Source organism: Corynebacterium fournieri (assembly GCF_030408775.1).
In the GTDB taxonomy this organism is placed as follows: domain Bacteria; phylum Actinomycetota; class Actinomycetes; order Mycobacteriales; family Mycobacteriaceae; genus Corynebacterium; species Corynebacterium fournieri.
Genome location: NZ_CP047210.1, coordinates 1,047,264 through 1,061,806 on the forward strand (window position 1 = coordinate 1,047,264; position 14,543 = coordinate 1,061,806).

The following is a 14,543-nucleotide window of genomic DNA, read 5'->3' on the forward strand; positions in this document are numbered from 1 at the left end:
CGAGCGTACCCTCGAATGGAGGGTTAGGGAAACGCCCGGGTCTGGACCAAACTCGAGTCCTTCAACCCCGGCGGCAGCGCCAAGAACCGCGCAGCCCGCGCCCTCGTCGCCGACGCCCTCGAGCGGGGCGTGCTCGGACCGGGCAGCGTCGTTGTGGAGTCGAGCTCCAGAAACCTGGGCGTGGCTCTGCGTGGGGACGAAGGTGTTCTTCGCTCGCAAAGCCAACAAGGCGCTGGTATTCGCCGACGAGGCGCGCGAGATGGGCCACGGCGTCGACGTCGCCAGCGAGAACGAGCTGCGCCAAGTGCTCGAGCGGGGGATGCCCGGGGAGCGGATCATCTGCTCCGCGGCGATCAAGCCCGACCGGCTGTTGGCCCTGGCCATCGACAACGCGGTGGTTATCTCTGCGGACAGCCGCGCGGAGGCGGAGCGCATCGCTCGGCTCGCCACCGCGCGCGGCGCGGTGGCCAAGGTCGTGCCCCGGCTCGCCCCGGATCCGCGCACGATGCCGCCGACCCGCTTCGGCGAGCGCCTCGACGCCTGGGCGGAGTACTTTCGCACGCCGCGCCGAAACCTCGGGGTCGTGGGATTCCACGCGCACCTGCACGGCTACGCGGCGGCGGACCGCGCGTCCGCGCTGCGCGAGTGTATGCGGCTTGTTGACGCGCTGGCTGCATCCGGCCACGCGCCCGCGTTCGTGGACATTGGGGGAGGTGTGCCCATGTCCTACCTGGCGGATGAGGCGCAATGGCGCGCGTACCAGGACGCGATCGCGCTGCAGCGCAGCGGTTACGCCGAGCCCTTTACCTGGAAGTCCGACCCATTGCGCAACACGTACCCGTACTGGCAGGAGCCGACACGCGGCGCGTGGCTCACCGAGGTACTCTCCGGCGGCGTCGCAGAGGCGCTGCGCGAGCGCGGGTTGCGTCTGCATCTTGAGCCGGGGCGCTCGCTTGTCGACGGCTGCGGGCTAACCCTTGCCGAAGTCGCCTTCACCAAGACCCGTTTCGACGGCGTGCCCTTGGTGGGCCTAGCCATGAACCGCACCCCAGTGCCGCACGACCTCGGATGACTTCCTCATCGACCCCTAGCTGGTCAAGCGGACCCCGCCGAGCGAGGAGATCGAGGCGTTCTTGGTCGGCGCCTACTGCATTGAGGGCGAACTGATTCTGCGGCGGAAGATCCGCTTCCCCGCGGTGTGGCGGCGGGAGACCTCGTCGCGATCCCGAACACCGCTGGGTACTTCATGCACATCCTGGAGAGCGCGTCGCACCAGATCCCGCTGGCGAAGAACGTGGTGTGGCCAGCGGGGCGCTTGGACAACATCGGCGTTCGCTGACGCCCGTTGGCGCCCCCAGTGTCAGGCCGGAGCTCGGCTAGAGCTCGGCGCTCAGCCGAGCGGTGGCGTCCTTGAGCGCGGCGCCCCACTTGGCTGCGGGGCTCGGTCCGAGCCGCTCGGCCGGACCGGATATAGACAGCACAGCCACCAGCACGCCGTCCGGTTGGAACACCGGCGTGGACACCGATGCGAGCCCGACTTCGCGCTCTGCGACGGATTCGGCGAAGCCGTCGTCACGCACCTGCTTGAGGTCCGCGTCCTTGAAGGGTGCGTCGACAGGCGTGTGTGCGGGGCTGTAGGCGGCGAAGATGCGGGCGGCGGAGCCCGCGGTGAGGGTCAAGTGGGAGCCCACCGGCACCACGTTGTGCAGGCCGCTTTCCGGCTCCTCTGCGGCGATGCAGGTGCGTGTGGAGCCGGTGAGCTGGTAGAGCTGGGCGGATTCGCCGGTGACTGCCACCAGGTCGCGCAGCACAGGTGCTGCCGCGCCGAGCAGCTTCGGCGAGGGGCCTCCGGTGTAGCTGGGCAGGGCCGGCCCGAGTGTCCACTCGCCGTGTTCTGTGCGGGCGAGCACGTGGTGCACCTCGAGGGCGGTGGCGATGCGGTGGGCGGTGGCGCGGGGCAGCTCGGTGGCGTCGCTGAGTTCGGCCAGCGACTTGTCGCCGCTGGCAACGGCGGCCACGATGGCCACTGCGCGGTCGAGCACTTTGATGCCTGATCCTTCGTTATACTGTCTCACAGTTCGAATCCTACCATCTCATTATGTGGGAATAGGGGAGAAGCGCGAAGGAGGTTCCTATGGCGGAGAAACCGCTGACGTTGGCGGAGAAAGTGTGGCGCGACCATGTGGTGAGCAAGGGGGACAACGACGAGCCCGACCTCATCTTCATCGATTTCCAGCTGTTGCACGAAGTCACCTCGCCGCAGGCCTTCGAGGGGCTGCGCATGGCTGGCCGCACGATGCGCCACCCGGAGCTGCATCTTGCCACCGAGGACCACAACGTGCCTACTGAAGGCATCAACATCGGCGCACTGGCCGAGATTGTGGAGCCGACCTCGCGCACCCAGGTGGCCACCCTGCGCAAGAACTGCGAGGAGTTCGGCGTCACGCTGCACCCGATGGGCGACGTCAAACAGGGCATCGTGCACACCGTCGGGCCGCAGCTGGGCATCACCCAGCCGGGCATGACCATCGTGTGCGGCGACTCGCACACCTCAACCCACGGCGCGTTCGGCTCGATTGCGATGGGCATCGGCACCTCCGAGGTCGAGCACGTCATGGCCACCCAGACCCTGCCGCTGAAGCCATTCAAGACCATGGCCGTCGAAGTCACCGGCGAGCTGCAGGAAGGTGTGACGGCGAAGGACGTGATCCTGGCCATCATCGCCAAGATCGGCACCGGCGGGGGACAAGGCCACATCATCGAGTACCGCGGCGAGGCCATCGAGAAGATGTCCATGGAAGCGCGCATGACCATCTGCAACATGTCCATCGAGGCCGGTGCGCGAGCCGGCATGGTCGCACCGGACCAAAAGACGTTCGACTACGTCGAGGGGCGCGAATACGCCCCGAAGGGCGCGAACTGGGACGCGGCGGTGGAGTACTGGAAAACGCTGCCGACTGACGACGGCGCAACGTTCGACACCGTCGTCGAGATCGACGGCGCGAGCCTGACCCCGTTTGTCACCTGGGGCACTAACCCCGGCCAGGGCCTGCCGCTGGGAGAACACGTGCCGGACCCGGACGACTTCACCGACGAGACGTCGAAGCAAGCCGCGGCCAAGGCAATCGACTACATGGGGCTGACCCCGGGTACCCCGCTGCGCGACATCGCCATAGACACCGTCTTCCTCGGCTCCTGCACCAACGCCCGCATCGAGGACCTGCGCGCCGCCGCCGAGGTGGTCAAGGGCCGCACCATCGCCGAGCACACCCGCATGCTGGTCGTGCCCAGCTCCACGCTGGTCAAGCAGCAGGCGGAGGAGGAGGGTCTGGACACGATCTTCACTGACTTCGGGGCCGAGTGGCGTACCGCGGGCTGCTCCATGTGCCTGGGCATGAATCCGGACCAACTCAAGCCGGGGGAACGCAGCGCGTCGACAAGCAACCGCAACTTCGAAGGCCGCCAGGGCCCGGGCGGGCGCACCCACCTCGTTTCCCCGCTCGTCGCCGCGGCGACCGCAGTCGCCGGCCACCTCGCCAGCCCCGCAGACCTGTAAAAGGAGCACTCAGATGGAGAAATTCACCACCCACACCGGTGTCGCCGTGCCGCTGACGCGCTCAAACGTGGACACCGACCAGATCATCCCCGCCCGCTACCTCAAGCGGGTGACCCGTACCGGCTTCGACGACGGCCTGTTTTCCAACTGGCGCGACAACGAGCCCGGATTCGTGCTCAACCAGGACGCATACAAAAACGGCTCCGTACTGTTCGCCGGCCCCGACTTCGGCACCGGATCCTCCCGCGAGCACGCCGTGTGGGCGCTGATGGACTACGGCTTCCGCGCCGTGTTCAGCCCCCGCTTCGCCGACATCTTCCGCGGCAACTCCGGCAAGGCCGGACTCTTAGCCGCGATCCTGCCGGAATCCGACATCGAGCTGATTTGGAAGCACCTCGAGCAGCACCCCGGCGATACCGCCACCGTCTCGCTGGAGGACCGCACAGTCACCGTCGGCGACAACACCTTCGTGTTCGAGGTGGACGACTACACCCGCTGGCGCCTGATGGAGGGCTTAGACGACATCGGCCTGACCCTGCGCGACGAGGACGCCATCGACGCATACGAAGCGAAACGGCCGGCGTTCAAGCCGGCCGTGCGCTAGGGGGTTAGTTCTCCCGCGCCGCTTCGTCGATGCGCTGGGTGATCTCCGGCGCAAACTCGGCGAGGAAATCGCGGGAGGCAGAGACCACACCCTGGATGCCGGTGAGGATGTGGGACTCGAACTGGTCGTCCGTGTACTCCCAGTGGCCCGGCAAGCTGTAGGCCACGCCCAGCGCCGCGATGCCGCGGTCGTCATCCTTCAGCGCGGTCACGGTTGGGTAGGCCTTGGTGTAGTTGTACTGCTCGGTCCAGGTACGGATGTCGTTGTAGCGGTCCACGCCGATGGAATCCACCGCCACGGAAGAAATGATGTTGACGTTCGGCTCGATGTGGGAGATCTCCAGTCCGATGCCCATGAAACCAGAGCGAATGGCGAACTCACCTGCGTCATCGTACTGCCAGCCCTGATTGGCAAACACGTCCTTGACGCGCTGCAGGGACAGGGGCTTCAAAGTGTCGTTGGTGCTCATGGGTTACGCCTCCTCAGCGCCGTCGGTGAAAGATTCCTCGCGGCCCGGGAAGGCCTCGCGCAGCTTGCCCGCCACGTGGTGGATGGCAGAGAAGAAGTACTCGCACATCTCGCGCAGCTGCTGGTCCGCAAACCCGTCGCCGGAGAAGAACGGCGCCTCCATGATCGCGATGGCAGTGCCGTCCTCGCGCAGTACCGGGTGCACGCGCACCAGCGGCAGGGAGCGGTTGAGCACGTTTGCCATCTCGCGCAGCTTCTCCACGTCCTCCGGCTGGTCCACTACCGCCATCCACCTGGACGTGGCCTTGAAGCCCTCGCGCTCTACCTCGAAAAACACCACCAAGCCCGGGAAGGCGGTGCGGACTTCGCCGCCGTCTTCCTGGAAGTACTTCAGATCCATGGACTCAAGCGTGGAGGCGATGCGTTCCTGTGTCACCGGCGGAAACGCGGTGGGGGTTGGAGAGGTCATTGAAAATCCGTTCCTTTCTTTGCTACAGCACCGGCAGTGCGGACGGGATGTAGTCGGCGCCCGTGAGCTGGCCGTCGTGGAAGCTCAGCACCCACACCGAGCCCTTCTTCGCGTTGATCTTCGTGTCAATGGGCAACGTGCCCTGGGCCGAGAGCCAGGCGAGCATGCCGGGGATGATGTCGCCTTGGGCGCAGACCACCGAGGTGCCGCCCTCGGCCACCACCTCGGTGAAGGCGCGCTGGGCGCCCACCATGTCGGTCAGCCACGCGTCGTCGCCAAAGCGCTCGTCCACGGCGACGTCGAAGCCGAGCTCGTCCGCCAGCGGCGCGACGGTGGACTGGCAGCGCTCGGGAGCCGCGGAGTAGATCCGCTCCGGCGAAAACGCGCTGAGCAGCGGCACCAGCATCTCAGACTGGCGGCGGCCCTTCTTGTCCAGCGGGCGCAGGTTGTCGTCGCCGGACCACTTCTCGCGCTGGTGTGCGCGGGCGTGGCGCACGTAGAGCACGCGCGCATTCGCCGGGGTGCCGAAGCGCTTCTTCGCCTTGCGCAGCACCTGGCGGTCCAAGTCGTAGGTCATCAGCTCGCACGCTTGGGCAATCGGCAGCCAGCGGATCTCGTCCACCTCGTCGTTGGGCGTGAACTCGCCGCCGACGACCTCGCCGGTCCAGTAGTAGACCACCTTCGTGGTCTTTTTCACCGGGTAGACGGTCTTGCCCAACAGCTTGCCCAGGCGGACGTCGAAACCGGTTTCTTCCTTGATCTCGCGCACCGCGGTCTGAACCAGGGACTCGTCTGGGTCGAGCTTGCCCTTCGCCAGGGACCAGTCGTCGTAGTGCGGGCGGTGGATGCACGCCACTTCCAAGGAATCGGGGGCCGACAGATCTCCGCGCCACAGCACCGCGCCGGCGGCGAGCGTCGTGCGCTTGAACTCACCTTGCGGGTCATTCGGGATCTCTTGCAGGCGTCCGGTGAGGAACATCTCCCCGCGGGTGTCCTTGTCCTGCTCATGCAGATGGCCGTCGTTATTAGGCATAGGGTCCATTGTGTCGCACACTCGGCGGGCGCGCTAGGTGCGGGCGGGGGTGGTACGTTGTAGCGGTTGAAAAACGCTGGGAGGACGCACTGATGGTCAACGTGGCAGTACTGGGCGCCGGGTCTTGGGGGACCACCCTCGCCAAGGTGTTCGCGGACGCGGGCAACCCCGTGACGCTGTGGGCGCGCAGGGAAACGCTCGCGCGCACGATCCAGGACACGCACGAAAACCCGGAGTATCTGCCCGGCATCGCGCTGCCGGAATCCATCCAGGCCACCTCCGACGCCGCCGCGGCGCTCGACGGCGCCGCCATCGCCGTATTTGGCGTGCCCAGCCAAACCATGCGCGACAACCTCACCGCGTGGGCGCCGCACCTGCCCGGGGACGCGACCCTGGTGTCCATCTCCAAAGGCGTGGAGTCCGGCACGCACATGCGCATGAGCGAGATCATCGCCGAGGTCACCGGGGTGGACGATGAACGCATCGCGGTGCTCAGCGGGCCGAACCTCTCGCGCGAGATCGCGGAAGAGCAACCTGCCGCGACCGTGATCGCCTGCACGAACGAAAACCGCGCGAAGTTGGTGCAAGCCGCCTGCGCCACCGGCTACCTGCGCCCGTACACCAACACGGACGTGGTGGGGTGCGAGATCGGTGGCGCGACCAAGAACGTCATCGCGCTCGCTTGCGGCATGGCGGCCGGCCAGGGCCTGGGCGACAACACGCTGGCCACGCTGATCACCCGTGGGCTCGCGGAGACCACCCGCCTCGGCGACGCACTGGGCGCTGACGCGCGGACCTTCGCCGGGCTGGCCGGTATGGGCGACCTGGTGGCCACCTGCGCCTCGCCGCTGTCGCGCAACCGCACGTTCGGCGCCGCGCTGGGTAAAGGCGCGACCATTGACGAGGCCCGCGCGGCCACCAAGGGGCAGGTGGCGGAAGGCGTGATGTCTTCGCGCAGCATCTTCCAGCTCGCGGAGGAAAACTCGGTGGAGATGCCGCTGACCCAGGCGGTGTACGCGGTGTGCCACGAAGGCATGAAGGTCTCCGACGCGATCGCCGCGCTGATGGGTCGCAGCAAGAAAGCGGAGTAGCGCGCGGTAGGCTGTCCTCCCGTGATCCGCATTGCTGTTTTGTATGGTGGCATGTCCACCGAGCACTCCATTTCCTGCATTTCCGCCGACTCGGTCATGGCACACATGCCGAGCGAGTACGAGGTGTTCCCGATCGGCATCACGCAAGACGGCGTGTGGGTTGAGGGAGTGACCAACCCGGCGGAGGATGCGGAGCTGCCCGTCGTCAAGCAGGGGCGCGAAGTGGCGCTTTCCTTGAACCCGCAGCGCAGGGGAATGCTTTACGACGTTGCCACAGGCGAAACCCTCACCACCGTCGATGCCGTCTTCCCGGTGCTGCACGGCAAGTACGGCGAGGACGGCACCGTGCAGGGGCTGCTGGAGCTGGCAGGCGTGCCGTACGTGGGCCCGGGTGTGCTGGCGTCGGCCTGCGGGATGGATAAGGAATACACCAAAAAGCTGGTGGCGGCCGCCGGGATTCCCATCACACGGGAAGTGATTCTGGACGGCGCCCGCGAGCTGACCGACTCCGAGCGCGAGTACCTGGGGCTGCCGGTGTTTGTGAAGCCGGCTAACGGCGGCTCGTCCATCGGCGTGTCCAAGGTGACTAGCTGGGACGCGCTGGACGCGGCGGTGCAGCTGGCGCTGGAATCCGACGGCAAGGTCATCGTCGAGGCGGAGCTGTTCGGCGACGAGGTGGAAGTCGGCGTGCTGGAGCGGCCGGACGGCACCATCGCCGCGTCCGTGCCCGCCAAGCTCAACGGCACAGAAGACTCCGCCGAGGGCTTCTACGGGTTTGAAACGAAGTACCTCGAGCACGATGTCACCGCCACGATCCCGGCGCCGTACTCCGAGGAGTTGGTTGCCAAGCTGCAGGAGATGGCGGTGACGTGCTTCAAGGCGCTGGACTGCAAGTCGCTGGCGCGGGTGGACTTTTTTGTCACGGCTGACGGTCCGGTGCTCAACGAGGTCAACACCATGCCCGGCTTCACCGCCATCTCGATGTACCCGCAGGTGTGGGCCGCGAGCGGACTGGACTACCCGGAGCTTTTAGACACGCTGATCCGCACCGCTCTGCGCTAGTCGCGGCGTTTACTGCTGCGCGGTGTGCTCCGCGATCAGGTTGCTCAGGTTCGTGATCGCCTCGTTGCTCTGCGCCTGCGGCAGCGAGGCAGCTACCTGCACGTCGCGCCCCATCGCATACCAGGTCGACGCGGTGGTGCCGTTGGCCAGCTTGACGTCTTCGAACCAGGGCACGCCGTTGACTTGGTCCAGGCGCGCGCCCGGGCCGTAGCTTTCCGGCGCAGCCACGCCGCAGCGCAACACGATGGCGTCGCGGCCCGGTGCGGACCAGGCCACGGTCTGCGGGCTTTCGGCGTCGACGCGGGAGTAGCCCTCGGCGATGGCGTCCGGGGAGGCGGCGAGCAGTCCGTCGCACTTCGCAGAGGTGTCAGTGCCAGCGGCCTCCAGGCCAGCAAGCGGCGCGGGCTGAGTCTTCGGGGCAGGGCCGGTCAGCGCTGCGGTGTCGAGGTCGGCTACCGGAGGGATGCCGTCGTCAAGCTGCTGCGCATCGGCGGTGACAGCGAGAACGGGGGAGCGGTCCACCAGGTACCACGTGGCCAGGGTAGAGCCGGGGGTGGCGTCGTCCACGCGCAGCCATCGCGCACCGCCGAGATCCTGCGGCTCGGCGTAGGGGGTGAACTGGGCCGGCGAGTCGACGCCGCAGCGCAGCGTGATGCGCTCGGTGGACGAGGCCTGCCACGCGGCGGCGCCTTCGGGAGCAGGATCGGCCAGCTCGGCGCGCTTAAGGCCGGCGAGGCGGTCCGGCAGGGCGTCGAGAAGCGAAGAGCACTCCGGGGAACCCGCCTCGGGCGCGGGCAGCTGCGTCATGGCCACCGGCTGCAACGCCACCCGGTTGAAGTAGGTGCGCGCCCCCACCAGGACGCCGAGGACGAGCAGTAACGCAAGCCCAAGGCTGATGTAGATGGTGGTGCGGTTAATCTGTGCATCGTGCGCCGTGGAACCCATGGCGGCAAAGTGTAGTGAAAGGGCTCACCACGACGTGATCGAGACAGGCTTTCCCACCGGAGGTCCGACGCTGGGGGAACTCGGCGAGCGCGACGTCATCTCGCTGATCCGCGCCCAGGCGCCGTCCGCGCTCAACGGCGACGACGCAGCCGTGCTGGCGCAGTCCGCGCCGAACTCGCGGGTGGTGGCCAGCACCGACATGCTGGTCCAGGGCCGCCATTTCACGGAGCAGACAACCACGCCGTACTTTTTGGGCCGGAAGGCGGCTGTGCAGAACTTCGCGGACATCGAGGCGATGGGGGCGCGCCCGATCGCGGCGCTGATGGCCGTGTCCGCCCCCGCAGACATGCCCGCCCGGGTGCTCGAGGAGCTCGCCCGGGGCGTGGGCGAAATGGCCGCGGACTACGCCTGCGAGCTCGTCGGTGGCGACGTCACCGCGGGCGAATACCTGGTGGTTACCGTCACGGCGATCGGCGCGCTCGGCGGCAACCGCCCGCCGCTGACACTGGACGGCGCGCGCCCGGGCCAACGCGTGGTCGCCCACGGCCGCATCGGCTACTCCGCCGCCGGTCTCGCTCTCTTGCAGGCCGGGGTGGAGATTCCGGGCGAGCTCGAGCCGCTCGTCCACGCGCACCAGGTGCCGGAGCTGACCCCGGGGCGCGGGGTGGTGGCGCGCGCGGCGAAGGCGTGCTCCATGACGGACAACTCGGACGGTCTCATCCGCGATCTGTCGCAGCTCGCGGAGGCGTCCGGCGTCGGCATCGAACTGGCCTCCAACGCGTTGTCGCCGGATGCGCTGCTTGTTGCCGCAGGCGAGCTGCTCGGCGTGGATCCGTGGGACTGGGTGCTCGGCGGTGGGGAGGACCACACGCTCGTGGGCACCACGGAGGGCTCGGCGCCGGTGGGGTTCCGGTCCATCGGCAAAGTCTCGCGCAAGCCGGGCGTGCGCATCGACGGCGCCGCGCCCGCCACGACACATGGATGGGAGAGCTTTTGATGCTTCCGGTGCACGAATCCTGGCAAGAGCCGCTGGCCGCGGTGGAAGACAAGATCCACGCGATGGGGGATTTCCTGCGTAAAGAGGGCGACTACCTGCCGCGCGGCCACGACATCTTGCGCGCCTTTGCAGACCCGTTCGATGCCGTGCGGGTGCTCATTGTCGGCCAAGACCCATACCCCACACCCGGCCACCCGATGGGCTTGGCGTTCTCCACCCAGCCCGGGGTGGCGCCGCCGCGTTCGCTGGTGAACATCTACAAAGAACTGCAGGCGGACCTGGGCGTCCCGCCGCGCGCGGACGGGGACTTGAGCTCCTGGTCGAGGCAGGGGATCCTCCTGCTCAACAGAGTGCTCACCGTTCGCCCGGGCAAGCCCGCATCGCACCGCGGCAAGGGGTGGGAGGACATCACGCAGGCCGCGATTGAGGCGCTCGTGCTTCGCGACGCTCCGCTGGTGGCCATCCTCTGGGGCCGCGATGCCCAGTCGGCGGCGAAGTTCCTCGGAGATACTCCGCGCATCGAATCGCCGCACCCCTCGCCACTGTCGGCGTCGCGGGGATTTTTCGGCTCCCGGCCGTTTTCGCGCGCGAACGAGGCGCTGGAAGCAATGGGTGCTCAGCCGGTGGACTGGGCGCTCTAAGCAGAACCTGTAAACTCTCTCAGCATGTCTGCATCCCCGCTTTCCGACGGCGCACGCCTGCTCGCATGGGCACAGCACGCCTCGGGCGAGCTGGACCGCAACCGCGCCCAGATCAACGAGCTCAACGTCTTCCCCGTCCCCGACGCGGACACCGGCTCGAACATGGCGCACACCATGGCCGCCGCCGTGGAGGAGGCCGCCGCGCTGCCTGCGGGCGCGAGCCTGACCGAGGTGGCCGAGGCCTTAGCCGTCGGCGCGGTGCGCGGCGCGCGCGGCAACTCCGGCGTCGTGCTCTCCCAAATTATGCGCGGTTTCGCGCAGGCGGCCCAGCACGGTGCGACAGAGGGCGAGATGCTGGCCGTCGCGCTGAACGACGCTGTCGAGTTTGTCAGCCGCGCGATTTCGGAGCCGGTGGAAGGCACCATTATCTCCGTGCTGCGGGCCGCCGCCGAGGCCGCGCAGCCGCACGCGAAACACCCGCTTCACCGCGTCGTTTCCGCCGCCACCGCAGCCGCCCGCGAGGCGCTGCAGGTGACCCGGACGCAACTGCCGGAGCTTCGCCAGGCCGGAGTGGTGGACGCAGGCGGCGCAGGACTCGTTGTGGTGCTGGAGAGTCTGGCGGACGCGGCGGCCGGGCAGGGGATCCCGGAGGACGCAGTCAAGCAAGTGCCCGAAGGCCACGGGGCTGCAGGCGAGCTGGAAGTCATGTTCACCTTCCGCGGCGACCTGGACGCGCTCAAGGCCCAGCTGAGCGAGCTGGGCGACAGCTTGATCGTCGCGCCCTTGAACGAGGGTGAGGGCAAAGTCCACATCCACTCGCGCGAAGCCGGCCACGTCATTGAGACGGCGTACGCCGCCGGCGGCGTCAGCGACCTGCGCCTGGAGGTGCTGCCCGGCAGCGCGGCGGCGGGGGAGCCGGAGCGCCTCATCATCGCGGTCACCCCGCCGGGGTCCGTGACCTCCCTCTACGCCGCCTCAGGCGCGGTGACGGTAGCGCCGGGGCCGAACGTGGCGGCGGCGATGCTCGACGCGATCACCCGCTCCGGCAGCGACGAAGTGATCGTGCTGCCCAACGGCCAGCTCAGCAACGCCGAACTCGCCGAGGTGGAGCACGCCGCCCGCGCTGTGGAGCAGTCCATCACCATCCTGCCGACCGTGCGTTTGGTCTCCGGCATCGCGGCGCTGTCGGTGCACGATCCCGCGCAGCCGCTGGCCACCGCTGCCTTCACCATGTCCGAGGCTGCCGGCGAGATGCGCACCGCGCTGGCGTTTCGCGCCGAAAAGGGCGCGCTGACCCAGGGCGGGGCGGTGGCCAAGGGCGATGTGGTGGTCACCGCGCGCGGAGAGACGCTGCTCATCGCGGACGAGCCCATGGACGCGGTCGTGCGGGCCTGCCGCCGGCTGCTCGAGCACGGCGGGGAACAGGTGAGCATCCTTTTCGACCCCGGCGAGCTGGACGCGGAGGCGCTCGAGGCACTCGCGGGGACCCTGGGGGTGGACGTGATGGTCTATCCTGCGGACGGACTGCAAGCCTGCGCGGAGATAGGGGTGGAGTAGATGCTGGGTTTCGAGGACACCCGCCCGCTCAACCTGGTCATTCCGCTGAAGCAGGCGAAGGCGATAGGCAAGCACCTCGACATCCACACCTGCGGCGAGCTGCTGAGGCACTACCCGCGGCGCTACCTGCACTACGGCACGGGCGCAGATCTGGCGGGCGTGCAGCCCGGCGACACCCTCAACGTCATCGGCACCGTCACAGCCACGCAGCAGTACCGCAACGACAAGCAGCCGAAGCGGCCCATCTATAAGGTCCACGTCGACGACGGCCGCCAGGTATTCCTGGCCACCTTCTTCGGCTCCCACTACGCCCAGCGCGTGCTCAAAGAGGGCAGGCGCGTGATGCTCACGGGCAAATACGACGTCTTTCGCAACCAGCCACAGCTGACGCACCCGGACTTCGTGCTGCTGGACGGCCCGACGCAAGCCACCGGCTCCCTGAAGCAGCTCGGCCACTTCGGCGACATTGAGCAGATCATGAGCGGGCGCGAGTGGCTGCCGCTCTACCCGGCGGTGAAAAACGTTAGCACCTGGACCATCATGGGCGCGGTGCACAAGGTGCTGCAGACACTGCCGCCTATCGACGAGCCTCTCGGCTTTACCCCCATCGGTTTTCTCCCGCTCAACTCGGCGGTGCACCAGATCCACGAGCCGGGGCCGGAGGGGCCGGAGCGCGCGCTGCAGCGCCTGAAGTACGACGAGGCGCTGTCGGTGGCGCTGGCCATGGGCGTGCGCCGCGCAGACGCACAGGCGCGTTCGGCGACGGCCCTGCCACGGGTGGTGGGACGGGACCAAGACCTGTTGGTTTCGCGCCTGCCGTTCCCGCTGACCGCAGGGCAAGACCAAGTGGTGGCCGACATCACGCGCGATATGGCGCAGACCGTGCCCATGAGCCGGCTGCTGCAGGGCGAGGTGGGCTCAGGCAAAACCATCGTGGCGCTGATTGCCATGCTGCAGGCGGTGGACAACGGCGCGCAGTGCGCCTTCCTCGCCCCGACGGAGGTGCTGGTGTTGCAGCACGCGCGCTCCATGACCCGCGTGCTCATGAACGCGGGGCTGCCCACGCGGGTGGTGGCGCTGACCGGATCCATGACCGCAGCGCAGAAGCAGGAGGCGCTGCTCAAGATCGTCTCCGGCGAAGCCGACATCGTGGTGGGCACCCACGCGCTGATCCAGGACGGCGTGGAGTTTTTCCAGTTGGGGCTAGTGGTGGTGGACGAGCAGCACCGCTTCGGGGTGGAGCAGCGCGACGCGCTGCGCGCAAAAGCGGGGCAGACCACGCCGCATCTTCTGGTGATGACGGCGACACCCATCCCGCGCACGATCGCCATGACCGTGTTCGGCGATCTGGCCGTCTCCACCCTCCGCGAGCTGCCGGGCGGGCGCAAACCGATCCAGTCCGCCGTGGTGCCGGAATTCAAGCCGCGCTGGGTCGCACGGGCGTGGGAGAAAATCCGGGAGGATGTCGCCGCGGGCCACCAGGCCTACGTGGTGTGCCCCCGCATCGAAGGTGAAGGCGGCGTGCTCGAAGTCTTCGCCGAATTGTCCGCCACAGAGTTTGAGGACCTCAACGTGGCCGTCCTGCACGGGCGGATGAAAGGCGAGGAGAAAGACGAGGTGATGGCGGATTTCGCCGCCGGCGGGGTGGACGTGCTCGTTTCCACCACCGTGATCGAGGTCGGTGTGGACGTGCCCAACGCGACGGTGATGATGGTGCGCGAATCCGAGCACTTCGGCGTCTCCCAGCTGCACCAGCTGCGCGGTCGCGTGGGCCGCGGCGGCAACCAATCACTGTGCCTGTTTCACACGCTGGCGGAGGAAGGCACCCCGTCGTTCAAGAGAGTGTCCCAGGTCGCCGCGACCACTGACGGCTTCGCCTTGGCGGAGCTCGACCTTTTAAATCGCCGCGAGGGTGACGTTTTGGGCCGGCAGCAGTCGGGCAGGCACCGTACCTTGAAGCTGCTCAACCTGGTGGAGGACTTCGAGCTGGTTCGCCGCGCCTACGACGACGCCGAGCGGCTGGTGGCGGACAACCTCGAATACGCGCGTGCAGCAACCTCGCACTTCGTTGCCGAGGACTTCGAGTATTTGGACAAGAGCTAGCGCGTTAGAGTTGTCCG

Annotated in this window: 13 protein-coding genes and 2 pseudogenes; 10 read left to right on the forward strand and 5 right to left on the reverse strand. The window is 67.8% G+C overall.

The genetic code is table 11. From position 1 onward, the window contains the following. Positions 1 to 36 precede the first annotated feature (36 nt). Positions 37 to 189, forward strand: a pseudogene (locus tag CFOUR_RS05105) (pyridoxal-phosphate dependent enzyme); the annotation flags it as partial. A 1-nt stretch (position 190) separates the two neighbouring features. Then, positions 191 to 1,339, forward strand: a pseudogene (locus tag CFOUR_RS05110) (type III PLP-dependent enzyme domain-containing protein); the annotation flags it as partial. 37 nt (positions 1,340 to 1,376) lie between these two features. On the opposite strand, the gene CFOUR_RS05115 reads toward CFOUR_RS05110, so the two are convergent. Continuing rightward, the gene (locus tag CFOUR_RS05115) at positions 1,377 to 2,075 is read right to left on the reverse strand and encodes an IclR family transcriptional regulator (RefSeq protein WP_179154839.1); all 699 of its coding nucleotides are present in this window, start codon (positions 2,073 to 2,075) and stop codon (positions 1,377 to 1,379) included. Positions 2,076 to 2,134: 59 nt separating this feature from the next. On the opposite strand from CFOUR_RS05115, the gene leuC reads away from it, so the two are divergent. Both leuC and leuD read left to right on the forward strand, forming a co-directional pair. Then, positions 2,135 to 3,556, forward strand: a complete 1,422-nt coding sequence (gene leuC, locus CFOUR_RS05120) for a 3-isopropylmalate dehydratase large subunit (RefSeq protein ID WP_085957855.1) — start codon at positions 2,135 to 2,137, stop codon at positions 3,554 to 3,556. A gap of 13 nt (positions 3,557 to 3,569) precedes the next feature. Further along, positions 3,570 to 4,160, forward strand: coding sequence for a 3-isopropylmalate dehydratase small subunit (gene leuD / locus CFOUR_RS05125; protein ID WP_085957856.1), 591 nt, complete (start codon positions 3,570 to 3,572; stop codon positions 4,158 to 4,160). Positions 4,161 to 4,164: 4 nt separating this feature from the next. Here leuD and CFOUR_RS05130 read toward each other — a convergent pair whose 3' ends face one another. From CFOUR_RS05130 to CFOUR_RS05140, 3 genes are read right to left on the reverse strand one after another with little or no spacing between them, the layout of a single operon-like run. Beyond that, the gene (locus CFOUR_RS05130) at positions 4,165 to 4,629 is read right to left on the reverse strand and encodes a hypothetical protein (protein ID WP_085957857.1); all 465 of its coding nucleotides are present in this window, start codon (positions 4,627 to 4,629) and stop codon (positions 4,165 to 4,167) included. 3 nt (positions 4,630 to 4,632) lie between these two features. After that, a complete protein-coding gene (locus CFOUR_RS05135; protein ID WP_085957858.1) occupies positions 4,633 to 5,097 on the reverse strand; it encodes a YbjN domain-containing protein in 465 nt (154 codons plus the stop codon). A gap of 22 nt (positions 5,098 to 5,119) precedes the next feature. Beyond that, complete coding sequence (locus CFOUR_RS05140) at positions 5,120 to 6,130, reverse strand: NUDIX hydrolase (protein ID WP_085957859.1); 1,011 nt, start codon at positions 6,128 to 6,130, stop codon at positions 5,120 to 5,122. Positions 6,131 to 6,222: 92 nt separating this feature from the next. Here CFOUR_RS05140 and CFOUR_RS05145 point away from each other — a divergent pair, with 92 nt between their 5' ends. Beyond that, positions 6,223 to 7,221: an NAD(P)H-dependent glycerol-3-phosphate dehydrogenase gene (locus tag CFOUR_RS05145; RefSeq protein ID WP_085957860.1), complete on the forward strand. Its 999-nt coding sequence runs from the start codon at positions 6,223 to 6,225 to the stop codon at positions 7,219 to 7,221. 51 nt (positions 7,222 to 7,272) lie between these two features. Next, positions 7,273 to 8,283 carry a D-alanine--D-alanine ligase family protein gene (locus tag CFOUR_RS05150; RefSeq protein ID WP_230471905.1) on the forward strand — a complete coding sequence of 337 codons (1,011 nt, stop codon included), beginning with the start codon at positions 7,273 to 7,275 and terminating at the stop codon, positions 8,281 to 8,283. A 9-nt stretch (positions 8,284 to 8,292) separates the two neighbouring features. Here CFOUR_RS05150 and CFOUR_RS05155 read toward each other — a convergent pair whose 3' ends face one another. Beyond that, positions 8,293 to 9,228 (reverse strand): DUF3515 domain-containing protein, encoded by a 936-nt coding sequence (locus CFOUR_RS05155; RefSeq protein WP_290180174.1) that lies wholly within the window; start codon positions 9,226 to 9,228, stop codon positions 8,293 to 8,295. A 34-nt stretch (positions 9,229 to 9,262) separates the two neighbouring features. Here CFOUR_RS05155 and CFOUR_RS05160 point away from each other — a divergent pair, with 34 nt between their 5' ends. The 4 genes from CFOUR_RS05160 to CFOUR_RS05175 are packed head-to-tail and all read left to right on the forward strand — an operon-like array spanning position 9,263 to position 14,526. Then, the gene (locus CFOUR_RS05160) at positions 9,263 to 10,225 is read left to right on the forward strand and encodes a thiamine-phosphate kinase (RefSeq protein ID WP_290180176.1); all 963 of its coding nucleotides are present in this window, start codon (positions 9,263 to 9,265) and stop codon (positions 10,223 to 10,225) included. Beyond that, a complete protein-coding gene (locus CFOUR_RS05165; protein WP_230471834.1) occupies positions 10,225 to 10,866 on the forward strand; it encodes a uracil-DNA glycosylase in 642 nt (213 codons plus the stop codon). The genes CFOUR_RS05160 and CFOUR_RS05165 overlap by 1 nt, the downstream gene beginning before the upstream one ends. Before the next feature lie 24 nt (positions 10,867 to 10,890). Further along, the gene (locus CFOUR_RS05170; protein WP_290180179.1) at positions 10,891 to 12,423 is read left to right on the forward strand and encodes a DAK2 domain-containing protein; all 1,533 of its coding nucleotides are present in this window, start codon (positions 10,891 to 10,893) and stop codon (positions 12,421 to 12,423) included. Then, on the forward strand, positions 12,424 to 14,526 hold the full coding sequence (locus CFOUR_RS05175) for an ATP-dependent DNA helicase RecG (RefSeq protein ID WP_085957865.1): 2,103 nt from the start codon (positions 12,424 to 12,426) through the stop codon (positions 14,524 to 14,526). The last annotated feature ends 17 nt before the right edge of the window (positions 14,527 to 14,543 follow it).